Source organism: Cellulophaga sp. L1A9, from assembly GCF_009797025.1.
Classification (GTDB): Bacteria; Bacteroidota; Bacteroidia; order Flavobacteriales; family Flavobacteriaceae; genus Cellulophaga.
On sequence record NZ_CP047027.1, the window covers coordinates 2,059,311 to 2,080,716 of the forward strand.

Sequence of the window (21,406 nt, forward strand, 5' to 3'; positions counted from 1 at the left end):
TTATTTTAAGATACGAGGCTTTTTTTCTTAAAATTTGGCAATTAACAATTTTTTATAGCGCATAGAATCTATTTATATTGTTTTATTATTCAAATTTGGGAACTATATAAACAACTTAAATACAATAATCATGAAACAAAAATTATTACTACTAATTTCGTTTGCATTGGTTTCAATTTCTTTAACGGCACAAGATAATTCTGAAAAAAAATGGAGTATTGAGGCAAATTATCCTATTTCAGTAGGTGATGAATTAGGCAATGATACGCCTGCAATTTTAGATTTGGGTCTAAAGTATCGTTTTTTAGATTTAAATATCGTAAAAATAGGTGCAGGTATTAATACTGGAGTATTTACACAAAATGTTGGTAATGAAGAACAGGAATTTAGCGTGGATTTTGATGAAACGTATTGGTTAATTCAGCCTAAAATTTTTGCGGAGTTTGATATACCTGGCGTAGATAAATTACGCCCTAGTTTTGGTTTGGGCTATACTTTTGTAGAGTCTAAAGCTAAAGGTTTGTTTGCAGGAGAATCAGTCAATGATAATTTTTCTAGTGGAGGGTTGAATGTTAATCTTGGACTTACGTACGATTTAACTGAAAAATTCTTTTTACAAGCACAATACGATTATATCAGAGACTCTGCTGATAGTGAATTTGAGGGTAATAATTTTAGAATTGAACAAAATTTAAGCTTTATAAAATTAGGTGTAGGCTTTAGATTTTAAACATAATTAGTACAATAATTTAAAAAGGCTCAAGTTATTTACTTGGGCCCTTTTTTATGGGAATGATTCCTATAAAGCGGTTAAATTTCAATGCATTCTAAGCATTAGTCGGTATCTTTGTATCCAATTCTTTGAGCTATGATAGACGTTACTAAAATTCGAAAAGATTTTCCAATATTAAAACGGGAAGTCAATGGAAAACCCTTGGTTTATCTTGATAATGCGGCAACATCACAAACGCCACAACAGGTAATTGATGTTATTGTAGATTATTACAGCAACTATAATGCAAATATTCACCGCGGTGTGCATGCTTTATCGCAAGAAGCAACAGATAAATATGAGCAAGCAAGAATAAAAATTCAGAAGCATTTTAATGCTGCAAAGTCTCACGAGATTATTTTTACTTCAGGAACAACCCACAGTATTAATATTGTAGCTAATGGTTTCTCCTCTTTAATAAAAAAAGGAGATGAAATTATTGTTTCGGCCATGGAGCATCATTCTAATATTGTGCCTTGGCAAATGTTGTGTGAGCGCACCGGAGCTATTCTAAAAGTGATCCCTATGAATTTAGATGGTGAACTAATTATGAGTGCGTATCATGACTTGCTGTCAGATAAAACAAAGCTCGTATTTTGTAACCACGTTTCAAATGCTTTGGGTACGGTAAACCCTATAAAAGAAATTATTGATGCAGCGCATAAGGTGGGTGCAGCAGTGCTTATTGATGGGGCACAAGCAGCACCACATATTAAAGCAGATATGCAAGCATTAAATGCCGATTTCTATACCGTATCTGCACACAAAATTTGCGGACCTACCGGTGCAGGGATTTTGTATGGAAAAGAAGAGTGGTTAAATAAATTACCTCCGTATCAAGGTGGTGGCGAAATGATTGCTGAGGTAACTTTTCAGAAAACCACCTATGCAGATCTTCCTCATAAATTTGAAGCAGGAACTCCTAATATCTGTGGAGGTATTGCTATGGGAGCAGGCTTAGATTATATGAATGCTATTGGTTTTGATGAAATAGCAGCTTATGAGCATGAGCTTCTAGAGTATGCTACGGAAAAATTGTTAGCGATAGAAGGATTGAAAATCTACGGTACAGCTAAAGAAAAAACAGCGGTGATCTCTTTCAATGTAGGAGCGATACACCCTTATGATATAGGTTCAATATTGGATAAATTAGGTGTTGCGGTTCGTACTGGCCATCATTGTGCACAGCCAATTATGGATTTTTACAAAATACCTGGTACTGTGAGGGCTAGCTTTAGTTTTTATAATACCAAAGAAGAGGTAGATGTATTGGTGTCAGCTGTTAAAAAAGCTAAATCTATGCTAGAGTAGTGTAATTATTAGGCCACTTTAATCATTTTCTTAATCAATTACATCCAATCAATACTTATTGTATTTTTGTACAATAGTTTAATGTACTCTTTTAAGAGTAGGGCAAATGAAATATTAAAAAATGAGTATAAAAGAAATACAAAACGATATTGTAGACGAGTTTTCAATGTTTGATGATTGGATGCAACGTTATGAATATATGATAGATCTAGGCAAGTCATTGCCTTTGATTGAAGCACAATATAAAACCGATGATAATATTATAAAAGGCTGCCAGAGTAAAGTTTGGGTGCATGCAGATTTAGAGGACAATAAATTAGTGTTTACAGCCGATAGTGATGCTATTATTACCAAAGGAATTATCGCTATTCTAATTCGTGCTTTTAGCAATCAAAAGCCAAAAGATATTATAGACGCAGATACTGCCTTTATAGACGAAATAGGGTTAAAAGAACATTTATCGCCTACAAGAGCCAATGGTTTAGTGAGTATGATAAAACAAATAAAATTATACGCGATAGCGTATCAAACTCAGGTAGGTTAATTACAATACCTTAAAAATTTAAAAGATGAGCGAAGAAGCAACAATAGATACAGCAGAGTTAGGAGAAAAAATAGTAATTGTTTTAAAGACAATCTATGATCCGGAAATACCAGTAGATATATATGAGTTAGGTTTAATCTATGATGTTTTTGTAAACGAAGACAATGAGGTTAAGATTTTAATGACTTTGACATCTCCGAACTGCCCAGTAGCAGAATCGTTACCAGCAGAAGTAGAAGAAAAAGTAAAATCACTTGATGCCGTTAAAGATGCAGAGGTAGAAATTACTTTTGATCCACCTTGGACACAAGAATTAATGAGTGAAGAAGCGAAGTTAGAATTGGGAATGTTATAGGAATACGAATCATTTAGTTCGTTTTTTTATCATTTTTGATTGTATTAAATTCAGTTTTATGGATGAAATAATAAATAAGGTTTCTGAGAGTAAGCTTGTTACTTTTGATTTGGAAGATTTTTATCCAAAAGGAGAGCGTGTGGTTTTAGATATTAAAGATTGGCTTTATGAAGGTTTTATTCTTCGTGAAAAAGATTTTAGAGAAGTCGTAGCATCACACGATTGGAGTCAATATCAAGATACGTTCGTAGCACTAACCTGTTCTACAGACGCTATTATTCCCGGTTGGGCATATATGCTCCTTACTACTAGGCTTCAGCCTTTTGTTAAAAAGGTGGTAGTAGGTAGTTTAGAAGATTTAGAAACATCCCTCTATCAAACTATTATAGAAAATATAGATGTTTCTTCTTTTAAAGATCGTCCTGTGATTATTAAAGGATGTAGTAAAAAACCAGTTCCAGCGAATGCATATTTGCAGGCAACAGCTAAAATACAGACTGTTGCGAAGAGTATAATGTACGGTGAGGCATGTTCTTCAGTGCCACTATTTAAAAGAAAATAGGTGTTTGCAACCTAATTTACCAATTCTATTAGTAAATTTGCGCTTCAAAATTTTAAACACTAAACATTAAATTTATGAAAAAATTAGTATTCACAATGATTGCAAGTTTTGCAATCACAGCAGGTTTTTCGCAAACTGTCGAAGAACTTAAAGCAGAGCAAGGTCCAAAAAAGGATTCTATTGCGGCTCTTCAAGGAAGAGTAGATGCCATTCAAGCTCAAATTGATGGTATGCCAGGTTGGAAAATTGGCGCATTTGGTACTATCGGTGGTAGTATCTCTAGCTTTAGCAACTGGTACGCACAAGGTACTCCAGATAATAGTTCTGGAAGCATTGGCTTTACCGTTAATGCTTTTGCAAACCTTAAAGAAGAAAAATTCTTCTGGAGAAATTCTGCAAACGTAAATTTTGCATGGGTAAAATTAGATGACAAGAATGATCCAACAGATGATGATAGTTTTCAAGCAACTTCAGATGTATTTCAACTTACTTCTTTATACGGTCGTAATATAACAAAGACTTTAGCAGCTTCTGCTTTGGTAGATTATAGAACAACGGTATTAAATAACTTTAACGATCCAGGATACTTAGACTTGGGTATTGGTGCTACTTGGACTCCTATTCAGGATTTAGTGGTTGTAATTCACCCTTTAAACTACAATTTTGTATTTAGTAAAGGTGATGATTCTATTTTTGAATCTTCTTTAGGTGCTAAAATTGTTGCAGATTATACTAGAAAAATTGGCGCAATAAACTTTAAGACAAACTTATCTATGTTTCAGAGTTATAAGAGTGCTGATTACTCTAACTTAACTTGGACAAACAATTTCGGTTATACTTTATGGAAAGGTATTGGAGTTGGTTTTGACTTTGGTTTAAGAAGTAATAAGCAAGAAGCATTAAACTATGCAATCAATACTTTAGAAGAAACAACAACTACTTTTGATACAGTAGATAATAAGTTGCAAACGTACTGGATGGCTGGTTTAAACTATTCGTTCTAAGCTAGTATATCTTAAAACATTATATAGCAAAAAACGCCCTTCTTTAGAAGGGCGTTTTTTTTGCTTTGTTAAGTAGGTTTTGGTGATTTGGAAAAATACTTATTGTTAATCTTGTGCTTCGATTGGGGAACCGTCACACGGGTTTTTAATTTAATAACTTCATTAATTTGGGGAAAAACTCCGTTATTAAATATGATGTAAAGGTACCTCGGAAGACGAGTTTTTGTGTAAAATTTGTTGTGAAGCTACCCTATTTTGTGGTATGACATACGAATGGTATATTTTTCTCGACAAGGGGTGTTATGAGGTCTTTTTTTCCTACAAATTTAACGTGTTAAAATATAAAGTTGTAGGTATAAAAAAGCCTGTTGAGTTTAATTTCTTAAACAGAACAGGCTACATTTTTGGCTAGTCTTGGGGGACTAATAATTTTCTGTAAGCTTTCGTAGGTCAAGCACATGATTTGGGAATCTTAATGCTTTTACGTTAATTCATGGAATGAAACTTGGGGTAAACACTACATGTTAACTACACCTCAAAGATACTAGCAATTACCGTGAGTGCCTCTTTTATGTTGTCAACCCCTACAATTTTGTTGCGAAAATGTCAAGCGGGTTATTTCTTCGATTAAATACCTATTTCATTATCTCTATTATGTAAGAAAATTAAACTAGTATTCGTCCAAATGCTCAGGATAAAGAAAATTGTTGTACGGAAAGCGAGTAACATGAATATCTCTTACTTCATCATAAACCCTTTTTCTAAATTCGTCTAAATTATCTTTATTCAGTGCCGAAATAAATAAAGCTCTGTCTCCTACTTTACGCATCCAGGTTTTTCGCCATTCATCTAAAGTAAAATGTTCTTCTGTTCGCTCGGTGATTAAATCATCGTCCTCAATAGTTTCATGGGTAAACTGATCAATTTTATTGAAAACCATAATGGTCTTTTTATCAGCACTACCTATTTCACCTAAAATTTTATTCACAGAAGCGATATGCTCTTCAAACTGAGGGTGAGAGATATCTACAACATGTAGTAATAAATCTGCCTCTCTAACTTCGTCTAAGGTGCTTTTAAAGCTTTCTACTAATTGTGTAGGGAGCTTACGGATAAATCCAACAGTATCACTTAATAGAAATGGCAGGTTGCCAATAACTACTTTACGTACGGTAGTATCTAAAGTTGCGAATAATTTATTCTCTGCAAAAACATCACTTTTACTAACCACATTCATTAATGTAGATTTTCCCACATTGGTATAGCCTACCAAGGCAACACGAACTAAAGCGCCGCGGTTTCCACGTTGCGTTTCCATCTGGCGGTCAATTTTAAGAAGCTTCTTCTTTAATAAAGTAATTCGGTCACGTACAATACGTCTATCTGTTTCAATTTCTGTTTCACCAGGTCCACGCATACCAATACCCCCTTTTTGTCGCTCTAAGTGGGTCCATAGACCTGTTAAGCGTGGTAGTAAGTATTCGTATTGCGCCAGCTCTACTTGCGTGCGGGCATAGCTTGTTTGTGCTCTTTGTGAAAAAATATCTAAAATAAGGTGCGTACGGTCAAGGATTTTACACTTTAGTTGTTTCTCAATATTTCGTTGCTGTGCAGGAGAAAGTTCATCATCAAAAATAACGCAACCAATGTCGTGTTCTTCAACATAAGCTTCTACATCATTCATCTTACCACTTCCAATGTATGTTTTTGGATTTGGTAAATCTACTTTTTGAACAAATCGTTTATAAACCTCACCACCCGCAGTATAGGTAAGGAATTCTAGTTCATCTAGATATTCTTTAACCTTCGCTTCGCTTTGGTCCCTATTGATAACACCAATAAGTACCGTTCTTTCATAATCTATTTCTTTTTGTTCTAACATATGTCAAATTAAAGTACAAATTTACGGAATACTAGTGTAGCTATTTTGTATTTTTGAAAAAGAGCTTATTAATTTAATAATAGCCTATTCCTTTTGTATTTAGCCATGTCTACTAAATTAGGCTATATAGATTTAGGAAAAAAAACTTCATTAGTTATTTTATGTTCCTTTCAAAATTTTTCAAGAAAAAAGTAAAAGATAGTTTGCATACTATTGCATTCTACAATTTAGAAAATCTTTTTGATACAGAGGACAATCCCGATAAATTGGATACGGATTATACCCCAAATGGAAAATTAAAGTGGACGACCGAACGCTACAATTCTAAGCTTTTTAAATTAGCCACGACTATATCTAAAATTGGTTTTGATTCCATTGGAAAAGCTCCTGTATTAATAGGTGTGGTAGAAGTAGAAAATAAAAGGGTTTTAAAAGATTTGTTGGCACAACCTGTGTTGGCATCAAATGAGTATGATTTTATTCATTATGATTCTCCTGATGAGCGCGGTATTGATAATGCCTTAGTTTTTGATAAACGTTTTTTTCAAGTGCTACATTCTGAAGCGATACCCTTAAAGGTTTATAATTTAGATGGACAGCAAGATATGACTAGAGATATCTTATATGTCCATGGAAAGTTAAACGGAGAAGAAGTACATGTTTTTGTGAATCATTGGCCGTCTCGAAGAGATGGTGGCGATGAAACAGAATATAAAAGAATAAAAGCTGCAGATACCATCATTAATTTCATGAGTGTGCTTGAAGAAAAGTATACCGAACCTAATTACTTTGTAATGGGCGATTTTAATGACGGTCCGCAAATGGCCAGTGTTAAAAAACTTGTAGGAGAAAAGATGCTTTTTAATCCTATGGAAAAACTTTTAACTCCAAAAAGGGGGAGTGCTAATTACAAATTTAAGTGGTCACTCTTTGATCAAATCCTTATTTCGCATAGTTTTTTGAATTATGAAAAAAAGACTCATAGTTTTAATTCTTCTAATATTTTTGATGATCATTTTTTAACGGAATTTAAAGGTAAATTTAAAGGGAGCCCCTTTAGAACCTATGTAGGAAGACGTTATATGGGAGGCTATAGTGATCATTTTCCAGTCTACATACAGGTAAAATTTAATAGGTAAGAAGCTTCATAATTAAAATTAGCTAAATGTATTTCGTCGAATAAAAAGGGTTCCTTAACGATAGTTCTCACTGTTTGATGTATGTTTGTAGTCCAAATCTTACGAAACTAATTATCATGGACTACAGTAAACTTTTCCCAAACCGGGTTTATTCGTGTGTTTTAATGGCCATCACGATGTTGAGTGTGTCAACGATTCAGGCGCAGTCAAAATCCAAAATCCAACATATTCAATCTAAATATAATAAGAGCGCTTTAAATACAGTGCAAGAAGAATTTTCTAGAGATTTTACAAATAAAAGCATCACCCTTAAAGCTTTTGCAAAAGATAGAGGCTTAAAGATTTCTTCAACGTTAAAAGATGGTAACCAAATAGAGCTTGTAGATATAGGTGCAGATGGTACTCCTTTGTATTACAGTACTTTTAGCGATAATTCAAGTATAGTTTCTAGGGCGAATGCTTTATATGAAGGAGGATTGCTAGATTTAGACATAAGCGGACAAGGGATGAAAGTTGGTGTATGGGATTCAGGGAAAGCATTACTTACACACCAGGAATATAATTCTAGAGCAACGCAAGGAGATAATACTTCCTCAATTAGTGCTCATGCCACTATGGTATTGGGAAGTATGATTGCAAAAGGAATTAAATCTCAAGCTAAAGGTGTTGCTTATAATGCCACAGCCATTTCTAGTGATTGGAAAGCAGATAAAGTTGAAGTAATTGCTGCTGCGGCAGATGGATTATTATTGTCGAATCATTCTTATGGTATTAGACCTGATTTTGTGCCAGATTGGTATTTTGGTGCCTACATTCAAGTATCTAAAGATTGGGATAGAATAATGTATAATGCTCCTTACTATTTAATGGTAACTGCAGCTGGAAATTCACAAAAATTAAAATTTAACGATGCGCCTATTTATGGTAAGACTACCGATGGGTTTGATTTGTTGCTAGGTTTTTCAACAGCTAAAAACGGAATAAACGTGGCGGCTGTAGAATCAGAAATCGATAATAACGGAAAATTAGTAAATGCTGCTGTAGCAAGTTATAGTAGTCATGGACCAACGGATGATGGTCGTATTAAACCAGACATAGCAGGCTGTGGTGCAAATATCTTATCTACACAATCTAGCGGAGAGAAAAATTATGATACGTATTCAGGTACTTCAATGGCCGCACCAGGTATTACGAGTGCAATGCTATTGTTACAAGAGTATTATGACAGACTTAATGGTGACTTTATGAAAGCATCAACCTTAAAAGGTTTGGTACTTCATAGTGCTGATGATGTGGCAGCACCGGGACCAGATTACAAAATGGGCTGGGGTGTTATGAATACTAAAAAAGCTGCTGAGTTAATTGTAAATAATGAATATTCTTCTTTAATTATCGAAGAAAGTTTAGCACAGGGGGAGACGTATAGCATCACTGTTGATGCTAGAGTTGGTGAAGAATTTTTAGCTTCTGTATCTTGGACAGATCCTGTTGGTGATTTTGTAAATAAGGGTGAGTTAAACAGCATGACTCCTGCGTTGGTGAATGATTTAGATATAAGAGTTACAAAAAATAATGTGGTTTCTTTGCCTTGGAAATTAGATCCAAGAAATGCCAATGCTCCTGCGGTAAAAGGAGATAATCTTGTAGATCCTTTTGAAAAAATTCAAATAGATAATGCTACAGGGTCATATACCATTACTATTTCTCATAAAGGGACATTAACGAATGAGAATCAGGTGTTTTCTTTAATCGTTTCTGGTGCATCAACTTCTAAATGTAATGCAGTTGCTCCTTCAGAATTTACAGTAAACTCTACTTCTTCAGATGCTATAGACATCAGTTGGGAAGCTATTGCAGATTCTTTCTTCGAAGTTCAGTATAAAAAGGAAAGTGATGTAGAATGGAATACTAAATTTTCAGATACTAATAATGTTTCCTTAGAAAACTTAGCGATAGGCAGTACATATATGGTGCAATTAAGAACAAACTGTACAACAAATATTTTCTCAGAGTATACAGAAGCGTTTAAATTTACTTTTGATGGTGTGCTTACTGATGACCCTTTTAAAGAAGAAGAACAGAAGGTTATTGTTTTTACAGATAAATTGAAGTTTTCAGTTCACCCTAATCCTACTACAGATCAAATCACGATTGACGGCCCACTAAGTGACAATGCTTATTATAGCATTGTTTCTAGTACAGGTACCTTGCTTAAAAAAGGAAAAGCAGAATATAATGATATTCAGGTAGATGATTTGTCTTCAGGCTTTTATTCGCTTACAATTTTTGAAGATGGTGAACAACAATCAATGAAGTTTATAAAGAATTAGAATTAGAATTAGATTTGGATATGGAGTTAAAGGGAAGCTTTTTAGTAAGATGCTTCCCTTTTCTTTTTAGATTCTCTTGATCTCTTCATCTTCTAATAGTGCGTCATTTCTTAATCGTAAAAATACTTGTGCCGTTGTTACTACATCTAACTCGCAATAGGTAACAATACGGTCTATATCTTTATCCTGATAATACACGCTTCTCACCATACTTCCATCAATATCACCTTTAGGAGAGGGTATGCCTAATACATTAGCCATAAGCTTTAGGGAGGTATAATGTTTATAGTCGCCAAATTTCCATAATTCCATGGTGTCTAGGTGGGTAATTTCCCAGGGCTTTTTCCCAAACAGATTTAGCTTATCGGGCAGATCTATCCTATTAATGAGCATACGTCTAGCGATATAGGGAAAATCAAATTCTTTTGCATTATGCCCACAAAGCATATATTTTGGCGCACTAAAATGACCATCCAATAAATTTTTAAATTCTTTTAAAAGTTCAGTTTCGTCCCCATGAAATGTGGTAACCCTAAAGGTTCTTGTCTCCCCATTAAACTTAAAATATCCAACAGAAATGCAGATAATTTTTCCAAATTCTGCCCAAATACCTGCACGATCATAAAACTCTTCGGCCGTAAATTCCTCTTTTCGTTGGTATTGCGATTTATGATCCCATAGCTCTTTTTTTTCATCGTCTAAGTCGCTAAAATTTTGTTTTTCAGGAACAGTTTCAATGTCTAAAAACAAAATATGTTCTAAGTTTAGTTTCTGGAGCATGTTAGTTTTGCTTTAAAAATAAAAAGGCATCAATATTTTGCAATACAATACCCTCTTCAGTTTTTCTAAAACTTAACTCAGAAAAAATTAATTTACAGGATAATGCAGTTGCAGTAATTTCTACCGTTAAATCGGTTATAGGGGCCTTATTTAAATTGTTTCCGTATTTAGATAGTTCTGTTAGTTTTTCTGTTAAAGGTATTTCTAGGGCAACAGTATTGTCCTTTGCAAAATAAATTTTTAAACTTTGGTTTTCCGGATAGAGTTCTAGGTATAAGGAGTCCATTTGGAAGCGTTTTTCAGAATTCATATAAAAACTCAAGTAAGTAAAAGAGTCAAAATCGTTTATAGAAGTATAGGTGTTTTTAAGGTCAGAAGAATATAGATAGTAGTAAGTGTCATACTCATCTTCGGGTATTGTTTTTGCATCTATTTTAAAAGCAATACTGTCCCATATTTTTTCGGTATTTAACCAAGCTGTTTCATAATCTTGATCTATGGGAGTATCTCTGAAACTTTCTAAATTTAATTTCGTGATGTTATTTAAGCTAGAGACCTTTTTGCGTTTCTCTAAATAATTCATAATATCATGTAAACGTTCCATTTCATCATTTGTAGCAACATTGTTCTTATTCTTTACACTAGTAAATATGTCATTAAATTGCCTTACTTGACTTTCTTTTGAAACAGAAAAAGCCCCCCAGAAACCTACAGACGAAAGTAGCGCTATGATAAATAAAGAGATGGGAAGTACTTTTAGCGCCTTTTTTGTGCTGAGTAAGAGATAAAGAATAATTCCCACATTCCAGAGTGCAATTGCTAATACAAAATACCTATTTTCTGTAATTCCATAATCACTAACTCTTCGTAAAATAGCGATGAAAAGCAAAATATTTAAGGGAATTAATAGGATGTAAAACCAAGGATAAAATTTATTAATAGTCCAAGATTTTAATTCTTTCTGAACAGGGTTTATAATGATTTGAATGATATACCCTAAGAAGGATAGCGCAATGACCAAATAGGATACCCAGCCTTTAGGAAGCTCCCATTCTATGATTATTTTACCACTATACGCGTAAAGAATTAGGATATAGAGTATGACTAAAGGGATTAGAATAAACTTTACCAAAACCTCTAGGGTTTTTTCAAAATAGATGGTAGTTTCCTTAAAGATATTTTTTGGAAAATCTGATAGATATATCCAAGTGTTTACAATACCTAGGCAGAAAATAAATAATTGCCCATATCTTCTGCTTTTAATATGAACTTCAAATAGCGCACCAATCGCTGCTAAAGCTAAGATTAGTCCTAGGTAAAGAATTCCAGAATAGAACAAGCTTCTTATGATGGCAATACTCGTGTTTTTAAGGTAATTCCAATATGCATTTTTATCCCATTTTAAAATAAAAGGTGCAAAAAGTATAAATAAATGCCCTGCAATTAAATAGAGGAAAAAGCGGGCGATATAAAGGGGAGAATCTTCATAATGATGTATTGCTGGTAGGTACCAATAAAACAGCCCTAATAAAGCTAGAACAAGTAATTTAAGCCATTGCCATCTCTTAGGCTTTTTAAACTGTTCAATGAAAAATTGAATTCCTATGAGCCAACTTAATCCTAGAATTAAAGTTAATAGCTCATCATTATGCTTATTAAAATAGTCGTAACTACTAGTTTCCATAATTTTTATGAAAAATGTAGTACCGCCGACCGCCCAGAGCAGTGTTAGCGGAAAACGAAGAATAGCATTTTGGGCTTTAGAAGTTATTTCGGATATAGAGGGTATTTTCATAAGCTTAGTTCTGTTAAATATAAGTCAAAATTATGAATCTTAATAGCATGGTGCTACCCTGTATATTGGGAGTTCTAACACCGGCGAAATAATGTTCTTTCATAAATATCTGGTATTTTGTCGAAAACAGTAGATGTTATTCAATATTTGATTGAGATTTAAGTTATGAAGAAAACACCTAAATCTATTATAATGAAATTTAAGAATATTGCCTTTATATTTTTAGCGATGGGTTTCTTTTCCTGTACAAATGATTCTTCTGATAATGAGGAAGATATTGATATTATTTCTCCAGATAATCCAGAGGATAGCGCAGTAGAGTGTACAGATGTCGCTAATTATGTATTTAATGAAAAGGAGGGTTTGATAAGAATTGAGTTTGAAGATGCTATTTTTGATAGCGATTGGAAATTAAAGAATGATGATGAAGCAGCTTCTGGAAAAGGATATATGGTATGGGAAGGCGACCAATCTTTAGGTACTCCAGGAAATGGATTAGCTACTTATGCGCTTCAGGTTACCGTACCAGGAACCTATAGATTTGTTTGGAAGTCTGCTGTAAAAACAGGAGATAGTGGTTCTGATCATAACGATACTTGGTTGCGTTTTGATGATGCGAGCGATTTCTTTGCTCAAAAAGGAGAAAGTATTGTGTATCCAGCAGATTCTGGAAAAACGCCTATCCCAGAGGGTGCTACTAAAAATGGTTGGTTTAAGATTTACAGAAGTGGTAGTAATCTAGATTTCAAATGGCAATCAAGTACTTTTGATAATAATGCGCACGATATTTTTGTAACTTTTAATGCAGCAGGAACTTATACTATGGAAATATCTGCACGTTCTTCAGGACATGCAATTGATGAATTTGTGTTGTTTAATGATACGTTTTCTTTGGCTGATGCTACTTCAGATATGGTTAGCAAAAGCGTAATTACGTGTAAGAATTAAAGAGATTGATATACCGTCTTATAAATATTAAAACCGACTAGCTAGTCGGTTTTTTGTTTTATCTACTGGTCTCTTTCCATTGATGGTGTCGCTAGTTTACTGCTATGCATCGATGAAATACATCTTTTTTATTTCGAGGGGTATTATTTCAGGATGTACAAACCCGTTAGTTTGTTTGGTTTAGAACAGTGAGGTCTGTTTAAACGGACTCTCATGTTCTAAGAGCCATTGTTTGCGGTGCAATCCACCTGCATAACCCGTGAGTGATCCGTCACTACCAATAACTCTGTGGCAAGGAACGATAATCCATAACGGATTTCTACCATTGGCATTGGCAACGGCTCTAATTGCTTTTGCATCTCCTAATGTTTTTGAAAGTTCCAGGTAAGATGTAGTTTTTCCAAAAGGTATTTCTTCTAAAGCCTTCCAAACTTTTTTCTGAAAGTCTGTTCCTTCTGGGGTTAAGTCCAAATTAAAAACTTCACGTTTCCCTTCAAAATATTCATTAATTTGATAGACCGCATCTTCCAGTTCCTCTGGAATAACGTCGGTAACTACTTCCTCTGAATTGAGGACTATAAATTCGGATATTCCTTCTTCGTTGCCTACTAATTTTGCAATTCCTAGGGGAGTTTTAATGTAGGCAGTTTCCATTTATTTATCTTTTTCGGGATCTAATACTCCCGCTTGTTTTGCTCTATTTTCCCAATTTTTACGGGCGAGTGATTGTAAATCCGCTACATTATCACTTTCATCCATAATTTCAAGTCCCAATAACGTTTCAATAACATCTTCTAAGCTCACTAAGCCACTCACAGAACCATATTCATCTACTACTAAAGCGATATGCTCTCTTTTGGCTATAAATGTTTCAAAAAGCTCTGGGATAGGTGTACTTCTTTTTGTAATTAAAAGATCTCTTCGAATTTCAGATAATGGAATATCATCATTCTTATTTATAATTTCTTCTAAAATAACATCCTTAAGGACAAATCCAGTGATGTTGTCTACATTATCTGTGTATACGGGGATACGTGAAAACCTTAACTTAGGGTTCTCTTCAAAAAAAGTACGAATAGTTTTTTTATCAGAAGCAATTTTCATGACTGCTCTTGGTGTCATTACATCTTTAACTAAAACTTCATCAAAACGAAGTAAGTTTTTAATTATGGTCGATTCTGATTTTAGAAATACCCCTTCTTCATGAGCAATATCGGTCATGGCTGTAAAATCTTCTCTGCTTAGTACACTGCCGTGATGTCCTTTGCCGCCAACCAATTTGGTGAACAATTGAAGCACCCAAAGTAAGCCTGTCCATTTTAATCCTAAAACCATTATTTTCAATGTTTTAGCTGTAAAATTTGCAAGTTGTCTCCAATAGGTTGCGCCTATAGTTTTTGGGATAATTTCTGAAGCAATTAAAATAAGGATGGTCATAACCGTAGAGACAATACCTACCATAAGATCTTCGGTAAAAGTGATGCCTAAAATAGAACGTTGCGTTGTGCCGTATAATTCAGCATAAGCAACTTTTGCCTGTACCCCAACTAAAATTGCACCTACCGTATGGGCAATAGTATTTATAGTAAGAATTGCAATAAGCGGCTTATCTACATCTTTTTTTAACTCTTCAAAAGTCTCCGCATACGATTTTCCATCTTTTTTCGCGACATTGATAAATGTAGGGGTAATGCTCAGCAATACCGCTTCTAAAATGGAACATAAGAATGAAAAGAAGATTGATATTACTGCATAAAAAACCAGAAGACCCATAAAACTATATTTGAATGACTAAGATACCATTTATTTAAAAACTCAATGGTGCTTAAAAAAGGATAAAATTAATTTTATCACTACGAGAAATTGCAATTTTGTTACATTAATTTTACGGCATCTTTTGAAAAGTAGCTCGCTATAATGTTTGCTCCAGCTCTTTTCATGGCCATCAATTGCTCAATCATTACTGCATCGTGGTCTAACCAGCCTTTTTCAGCAGCAGCTTTAAGCATTGCATACTCACCACTTACTTGATATACCGCTACTGGAACATCTACTTCGTTTTTAATTTCACGAACAATATCTAAATAACACAATCCCGGTTTTACCATGACAATATCTGCGCCTTCTTCAATATCCATTTGTGTTTCCCGTATGGCTTCAAAACGGTTGGCATAATCCATTTGATACGTGTTCTTGTTTTTAGGAACATTTTCTTGATTCACAGGTGCAGAATCTAAAGCATCACGAAAAGGACCGTAAAAAGCACTTGCATATTTGGCGCTATAGCTCATAATACCCGTATTGATAAAACCTTCGTCTTCTAAAGCTTCACGAATAGTAAGTATTCTACCATCCATCATATCACTAGGGGCAACAAAATCTGCTCCCGCTTGTGCGTGTGAAACACTCATTTCTGCTAAAATTTCAGCAGATTCATCGTTTAAAATTTGCCCATTGGAAACAATCCCATCATGGCCAAAAGAAGAATAGGGATCTAAAGCTACATCGGTCATGACCAACATATCTGGACAAGCATTTTTTACTGTTTTAATGGCGCGTTGCATTAATCCTGAGGCATTTACTGCTTCTGTTCCTTTATTATCTTTTAAATGATCTGGTACTTTTACAAAAAGTAACACTGAACATAAACCCATGCTCCATAGTTCTTTTACTTCTTTCTCTAAGATATCTAAGCTAAGTCGGTAATAATTTGGCATTGAAGCAATCTCTTCTTTTACACCTTTTCCTTCTACCACAAAAAGCGGCACAAGAAAGTCACTCGGCGTTAATATAGTTTCGCGTACTAAGCTTCGTATGGCCTCTGATGTTCTAAGTCTTCTATTTCGTATTAATGGGTACATTGTATGATAATTTTAAGAATACAGACAAAGATAAAGCAACCAATAAAAAAATCCCACGATATTAAGTTTTAAAAAAATGATGAATATTGTAACAAAATCTACATTGAGGCTACTAACGATACAATCACAGTTAATAAGAAAAACCAGAAGACTATGCTTTCCATCAAAAATTTGAATAAAACCTATCCGAACGGAACAAAAGCGTTAAATAATGTAAACCTTGAAATTAGTAAGGGTATGTTTGGTTTACTAGGGCCAAATGGCGCAGGTAAATCTACTTTAATGCGTACTATTTCAACGTTACAAGTGGCAGATAGTGGGACTATAGATTTTAATGGAATAGATGTTTTCAGTCAGCCAGAAGAATTGCGTAAAGTACTCGGGTACCTTCCCCAAGATTTTGGCGTGTATCCAAAAGTATCTGCAGAAATGATGCTGAATCATATTGCAAAGATTAAAGGCATTCATACTACAAGCGATCGTAAAGCATATGTATCTGATTTATTAAATAAAGTAAACCTTTATAAGTTCAGAAAACGAAACTTGGGAGATTATTCTGGGGGTATGCGTCAGCGTTTTGGAATTGCTCAAGCATTAATTGGGAGTCCAAAACTTATTATTGTAGATGAACCTACTGCAGGTTTGGATCCTTTAGAGCGCAACCGTTTTCATAATTTGTTAAGTGAATTAGGTGAAGAAGCTGTGGTAATACTTTCAACACATATTGTAGATGATGTAGTCAACCTTTGTACAAATATGGCGGTGTTTAATGAGGGTGCTGTAGTGGTGCAAGGACATCCACAAGAATTATCAGATTCATTAAACGGAAAAGTCTTTCGCAAGAGTATTGATAAAAGCGAGGTCGAAAAATACCAATCAGAATATTCAGTATTATCTACCTATTTACGCAGTGGTAATATGAATGTAAATGTTTTTAGTGATGTACCTCTTGGTGATGGATTTGAACCTGTGAATAATGACTTAGAAGATTTCTATTTCTACAGTATTAACCAACCTCAAACGGTGTAATTATGAAAGAGATATTCTTATTTGAACTAAAATATCGGTTACGAAGACCGGCTACTTACATTTATATTTTTTTGATGTTCATTATCCCGTTACTCATGGCGGTATTTGCAGATTCATCAACAGCACAATTTACCAATAGTCCTAATGCCATTATAGGAGTTCTTGGAGGGATGAGTGTTTTAGGATTATTCTTTTATGCGGCCATAATGGGGGTTGCAGTGTTCAGGGATGAAGATCATAAAACGGCACAAACCTATTTTACATTTCCTATTACAGAGAAGAGTTATATTTTAGGTCGTTTCTTTGGTAGTTTTACTATTGTAACCTTTATGAACATTGGGGCAATGCTAGGTGCAATGGTAGGTTTTGTGATTGGTTCATTGTTAGACCGATCCGACTATGGAACTTATACGGCTTTTAATTTTGCATCTTATTTTTGGCCTTTCTTATATTTTATGATGTTTAATGCGTTTTTCATCGGAAGCCTATTCTTCTCTTTGATGACCTTCTTTAAGCGCATGTCAATTTTATATTTAGGGGGTATTGTATTGCTTATTTTAACCATTGCTTCTGCTCAGTTATTATCTAGTCTAGATACAGAATGGTTAAGTGTTTATGTAGATCCGTTTGGAGAAACTGCGCATGGGTATTTGACCAAATATTGGTCTATTGATGAGCTCAATACAACGCAATTATCACTTACAGGGAAACTAGCGATAAACAGGTTGCTTTGGTTGGGTATTTCATTAGTTATATTCCTTACTACCTTATTTCGCTTTTCATATAAAGGATTTTTAAACTCGTCTAAAAAGAAAAAATCTGTTGAAAGTGGCGAAGCATATGCGCCCACATTTGTTTCGGAAAAAATTACTCAGGTTTTTACGAAAAAATCACGTTGGGAAAACCTTTTATCCTTAAGTAAAATAGAATTCCTTTCTATTGTAAAAGAAACAGTTTTCATTATTTTAATTGTAATGGGGGTTATTGTTGCAGGGTTTATAACCTTTCAGTCCAATCAGATTTATGGAACGCCATCATTGCCATTAACACGCTACATGGTTTCGCAGATATCTAGTGGAATATCTTTGTTCTCTGTTATTATTTTGGTGCTTTATGCGGGGGAAGCGGTACACAGAACTCGTAAAAACAAAACCTTTGAATTTTATGATGCCTTACCCGTAAGTAATTTAACCTTATATGTTTCAAAAATTGTTGCACTAATAGGAGTGGCTATTGTGCTGACACTTTTAAATGTAGTAGTGGGTATGTTGTACCAGACATTTAATGGGTATTTTAACTATGAGTTAGGGATGTATTTGACGTATAATTTTACAAAAATTTTTCCAACATATTTAATGACGGTATTGTTGGCTTTCTTCATCCATGTTTTGGTTAATAATAAATTTTTGGGTCACTTTTTAGTGATTGTAATTTATGTTGGTCTGCCTTTATTATTTGGTTTAGCCTTTAAAACGTCTAATCCGTTATTAATATTTGGAAATACGCCAGGTAGTTTTTTAAGTGATTTAAATGGCTTTGGCCATTATATGGTGGGAGAATTCTGGATCAACCTATATTGGGTTTTATTTACGTGTATTTTAGCGACCATAGGAATCGTGTTCTGGAACAGAGGGTTCTATTCTTCCGCTAAAGAGCGATTGCGTATTGCTAAATCACGTTTCTCTGGTAAAGTCATTGGGTTAACTTTTTTCTTTGTACTATCTTTTGTTTCTGTGGGGGCATATGCGTACTATAACCTTAAGGTATTAAACCAATTAGAAGACGGGAACTATAGTGAGCATCTAAATGCAGAAGCAGAAAAAAAATACGGTAAATATATTGATAAGCCGCATTTACAAGTCATTGCTTTAAAAGCATTTGTAGATATCTATCCTGAAGAACGGAGTGTAAAAGCTAAAGGAGAGTTTACTGTTACGAATAAGTTTAACGTTCCTATTGATACATTATTGATGGAATTGAAATTCCCAATTGCTGATACAAAAATTGATCAAGTGTTGTATAACGGGCAGGAATTAAAACCTTTTTTAAAGGATGAAGAGTACCGCATGTTCATCTATAAATTACCAACGACCTTGCAACCTAAAGATACAGCATATTTAACGGTGAAAACATCAGCAAATACGCATGGCTTTTCAAATGATAGAGAAACGGCTCTATTAAACAATGGTTCTTTCTTTACAGATGCTATTTTCCCATCATTTCATTATGATCGTGTATTAAGTGACAATGGAGTTAGAAAAAAGTATGGACTAGAAGAATTAGACTATTTATATGCTCCGCGAACAGATAGCATCGCTTTAAGAAAAAATTTATTTAACGAAGACAGTGATTATATGACTTTTGAGGCTACGGTAAGTACCAGTAGTAATCAAATTGCAGTAGCTCCTGGAACTTTGATTAAACAATGGAAAGAAAATGAGCGTAGCTATTTCAATTATAAATTGGAAGAAAAAACAGATTATTTCTTCAGTTTTGTTTCTGCTGCCTATGAAGTAGAAAAGGATACATGGACAGCGCCAAGTGGAAAGAAAGTGACTATTGAAATTTATCATTCTCCAAAGCATAAAAAGAATTTAGAGTATTTTATAAAAGGAGTGAAAATAGCCTTAGACTACAATTCAAAGAATTTCTATGAATATCCATATTCTGTAATTCGGGTGATTGAGTTTCCGGCACATTCTAATTATGCGCAATCATTTGCTACGACAATACCCTATTCTGAAGATTTTGGATTCGTGGCAGATTTTTCAAAGGCAGAAGACTATAATTATGCATTTAGAGTTACTTCCCATGAAGTAGCACACCAATGGTGGGGTCATATTGTAACACCTAGTAAAACTTCTGGAGCAAATATAATTTCAGAAACGCTAGCAGAGTATGCTTCATTAATGACCATGAAACAAGAGTATGGGGAAAACGGAATTAAATCATTTCTAAAAAATTCCTTAGATAAATATTTGCGGGATCGTCAGTTTAGTTTCAAGCCAGAACGCTCTTTAATTAACGTAGAAACCGGTCAGTATATTTGGTACGAAAAAGGCTCTATGATTATGTATGATTTACAAGATGTTTTAGGCGAAAACGTTGTGAATAAAGGGCTAAAATCTTTTCTTGAAGAATTTAAGTATAATCAAAAAGGATATTATGCTAGCTCAGAAGATTTGTATAAAGCTTTATATGCAGTTACACCAGATTCTTTAAAATATAAAGTTGATGATGGGTTTAAAGAGATTGTTTTATATGAAAATAGGGTGATGGAAGCTAAAACGAAGAAGTTAGATACTGGTAAGTGGGAAACTACCTTTATTGTAAATTCTAAAAAAATCTATTATGATGATAATGGTAAAGAGAAAAAAATAGATGATAAAAAGAACTTAGTAGATATTGGTTTATTTGGTGAAGACATCACTAATGAAGACGGTGTAACGATTAAGAACCCATTTTACTTCAAATTAGATTGGTTAAAAGCGGGCGACAATACATTTACAGTTATCACAGATGAAAAGCCACTAAAAGCAGGTATTGACCCTTACAATAAACTAATAGATCGTAATTCAGACGACAACCTATTAACGGTAGAAGAATAATAAGAATTTTAATGTTATAGTTTAGTAAAAGCAAGGACAGGTTCCTTGCTTTTTTAGTCTTCAGCTAAGCCCAAATACATCCAATTCCCATTTTCTTTTACAAATGCAGATTTTTCATGGATTACTTCAACTTTTCCTTGATCAAAATAATACGCATTAAAAGTTACAGTCCCTTCTGTATCGGTTGCTTTTCCTTTTTTGGTAGCGCATACTTCAAGCCGAATCCAATTCACAGATTTTGCCCACTTTTCAATAGCCTTTTTCTCTTTAGTAGGTCGAGTAGTACTATGGTGACTATTCATTAAATAATCCCCGTTTGCCATGGTAAAGGCGGTATACCTTGATCGCATTAATTGCTCAGCTGTCTCTACCGTAGAAAGCTTGTTATGTGCGCGCTCGCAGCAGGTGTTGTATGATTTGTTAGAGCCACATGGACATTTTATCATAATGTTTGCTTTGTTTGGTTTAATTCGTGTAATTATTCAG

General features: G+C 34.2%; 18 protein-coding genes. 11 read left to right on the forward strand and 7 right to left on the reverse strand.

The window, feature by feature from the left end; all coding sequences use genetic code 11:
• The first annotated feature begins 130 nt into the window (after nucleotides 1-130).
• From GQR94_RS08865 to GQR94_RS08890, 6 genes are all read left to right on the forward strand, one after another.
• On the forward strand, nucleotides 131-730 hold the full coding sequence (locus GQR94_RS08865) for an outer membrane protein (RefSeq protein ID WP_158975156.1): 600 nt from the start codon (nucleotides 131-133) through the stop codon (nucleotides 728-730).
• Between the two features lie 138 nt (nucleotides 731-868).
• The gene (locus tag GQR94_RS08870) at nucleotides 869-2,083 is read left to right on the forward strand and encodes an aminotransferase class V-fold PLP-dependent enzyme (RefSeq protein ID WP_158975157.1); all 1,215 of its coding nucleotides are present in this window, start codon (nucleotides 869-871) and stop codon (nucleotides 2,081-2,083) included.
• A 121-nt stretch (nucleotides 2,084-2,204) separates the two neighbouring features.
• On the forward strand, nucleotides 2,205-2,627 hold the full coding sequence (locus GQR94_RS08875; protein WP_158975158.1) for a SufE family protein: 423 nt from the start codon (nucleotides 2,205-2,207) through the stop codon (nucleotides 2,625-2,627).
• A gap of 25 nt (nucleotides 2,628-2,652) precedes the next feature.
• Nucleotides 2,653-2,982: an SUF system Fe-S cluster assembly protein gene (locus GQR94_RS08880; RefSeq protein ID WP_158975159.1), complete on the forward strand. Its 330-nt coding sequence runs from the start codon at nucleotides 2,653-2,655 to the stop codon at nucleotides 2,980-2,982.
• Between the two features lie 58 nt (nucleotides 2,983-3,040).
• Complete coding sequence (locus GQR94_RS08885; RefSeq protein WP_158975160.1) at nucleotides 3,041-3,544, forward strand: DUF2480 family protein; 504 nt, start codon at nucleotides 3,041-3,043, stop codon at nucleotides 3,542-3,544.
• A 74-nt stretch (nucleotides 3,545-3,618) separates the two neighbouring features.
• Complete coding sequence (locus GQR94_RS08890) at nucleotides 3,619-4,548, forward strand: DUF3078 domain-containing protein (RefSeq protein WP_158975161.1); 930 nt, start codon at nucleotides 3,619-3,621, stop codon at nucleotides 4,546-4,548.
• 670 nt (nucleotides 4,549-5,218) lie between these two features.
• Here the strand turns inward: GQR94_RS08890 and hflX are convergent.
• Nucleotides 5,219-6,430 (reverse strand): GTPase HflX, encoded by a 1,212-nt coding sequence (hflX, locus tag GQR94_RS08895; protein ID WP_158975162.1) that lies wholly within the window; start codon nucleotides 6,428-6,430, stop codon nucleotides 5,219-5,221.
• A 161-nt stretch (nucleotides 6,431-6,591) separates the two neighbouring features.
• On the opposite strand from hflX, the gene GQR94_RS08900 reads away from it, so the two are divergent.
• Both GQR94_RS08900 and GQR94_RS08905 read left to right on the forward strand, forming a co-directional pair.
• A complete protein-coding gene (locus tag GQR94_RS08900) occupies nucleotides 6,592-7,569 on the forward strand; it encodes an endonuclease (RefSeq protein ID WP_158975163.1) in 978 nt (325 codons plus the stop codon).
• Nucleotides 7,570-7,685: 116 nt separating this feature from the next.
• Entirely contained in the window at nucleotides 7,686-9,899 is a 2,214-nt protein-coding gene (locus GQR94_RS08905; protein WP_158975164.1) for a S8 family serine peptidase, read from the forward strand.
• 66 nt (nucleotides 9,900-9,965) lie between these two features.
• Here the strand turns inward: GQR94_RS08905 and GQR94_RS08910 are convergent, their stop codons facing one another.
• Both GQR94_RS08910 and GQR94_RS08915 read right to left on the reverse strand, forming a co-directional pair.
• Complete coding sequence (locus tag GQR94_RS08910) at nucleotides 9,966-10,679, reverse strand: 3'-5' exonuclease (protein ID WP_158975165.1); 714 nt, start codon at nucleotides 10,677-10,679, stop codon at nucleotides 9,966-9,968.
• A gap of 1 nt (nucleotide 10,680) precedes the next feature.
• The gene (locus GQR94_RS08915; protein WP_158975166.1) at nucleotides 10,681-12,474 is read right to left on the reverse strand and encodes a DUF4153 domain-containing protein; all 1,794 of its coding nucleotides are present in this window, start codon (nucleotides 12,472-12,474) and stop codon (nucleotides 10,681-10,683) included.
• Between the two features lie 192 nt (nucleotides 12,475-12,666).
• Between GQR94_RS08915 and GQR94_RS08920 the strand changes: the two genes are divergently transcribed.
• Nucleotides 12,667-13,422: a hypothetical protein gene (locus GQR94_RS08920; protein WP_158975167.1), complete on the forward strand. Its 756-nt coding sequence runs from the start codon at nucleotides 12,667-12,669 to the stop codon at nucleotides 13,420-13,422.
• Between the two features lie 180 nt (nucleotides 13,423-13,602).
• On the opposite strand, the gene GQR94_RS08925 is transcribed toward GQR94_RS08920, so the two are convergent.
• The 3 genes from GQR94_RS08925 to hemB all read right to left on the reverse strand — a co-directional run bounded on the left by GQR94_RS08925 (nucleotide 13,603) and on the right by hemB (nucleotide 16,283).
• Nucleotides 13,603-14,076, reverse strand: coding sequence for a methylated-DNA--[protein]-cysteine S-methyltransferase (locus tag GQR94_RS08925; protein WP_158975168.1), 474 nt, complete (start codon nucleotides 14,074-14,076; stop codon nucleotides 13,603-13,605).
• On the reverse strand, nucleotides 14,077-15,195 hold the full coding sequence (locus GQR94_RS08930; RefSeq protein ID WP_158975169.1) for a CNNM domain-containing protein: 1,119 nt from the start codon (nucleotides 15,193-15,195) through the stop codon (nucleotides 14,077-14,079).
• 101 nt (nucleotides 15,196-15,296) lie between these two features.
• Nucleotides 15,297-16,283 (reverse strand): porphobilinogen synthase, encoded by a 987-nt coding sequence (gene hemB, locus GQR94_RS08935; protein WP_158975170.1) that lies wholly within the window; start codon nucleotides 16,281-16,283, stop codon nucleotides 15,297-15,299.
• Nucleotides 16,284-16,436: 153 nt separating this feature from the next.
• On the opposite strand from hemB, the gene GQR94_RS08940 reads away from it, so the two are divergent.
• Entirely contained in the window at nucleotides 16,437-17,312 is an 876-nt protein-coding gene (locus GQR94_RS08940) for an ABC transporter ATP-binding protein (RefSeq protein WP_158975171.1), read from the forward strand.
• A 2-nt stretch (nucleotides 17,313-17,314) separates the two neighbouring features.
• Nucleotides 17,315-20,920, forward strand: a complete 3,606-nt coding sequence (locus GQR94_RS08945) for a M1 family aminopeptidase (protein ID WP_158975172.1) — start codon at nucleotides 17,315-17,317, stop codon at nucleotides 20,918-20,920.
• Nucleotides 20,921-20,973: 53 nt separating this feature from the next.
• Here the strand turns inward: GQR94_RS08945 and GQR94_RS08950 are convergent, their stop codons facing one another.
• Nucleotides 20,974-21,366 (reverse strand): YchJ family protein, encoded by a 393-nt coding sequence (locus GQR94_RS08950; RefSeq protein WP_158975173.1) that lies wholly within the window; start codon nucleotides 21,364-21,366, stop codon nucleotides 20,974-20,976.
• Between the last annotated feature and the right edge of the window lie 40 nt (nucleotides 21,367-21,406).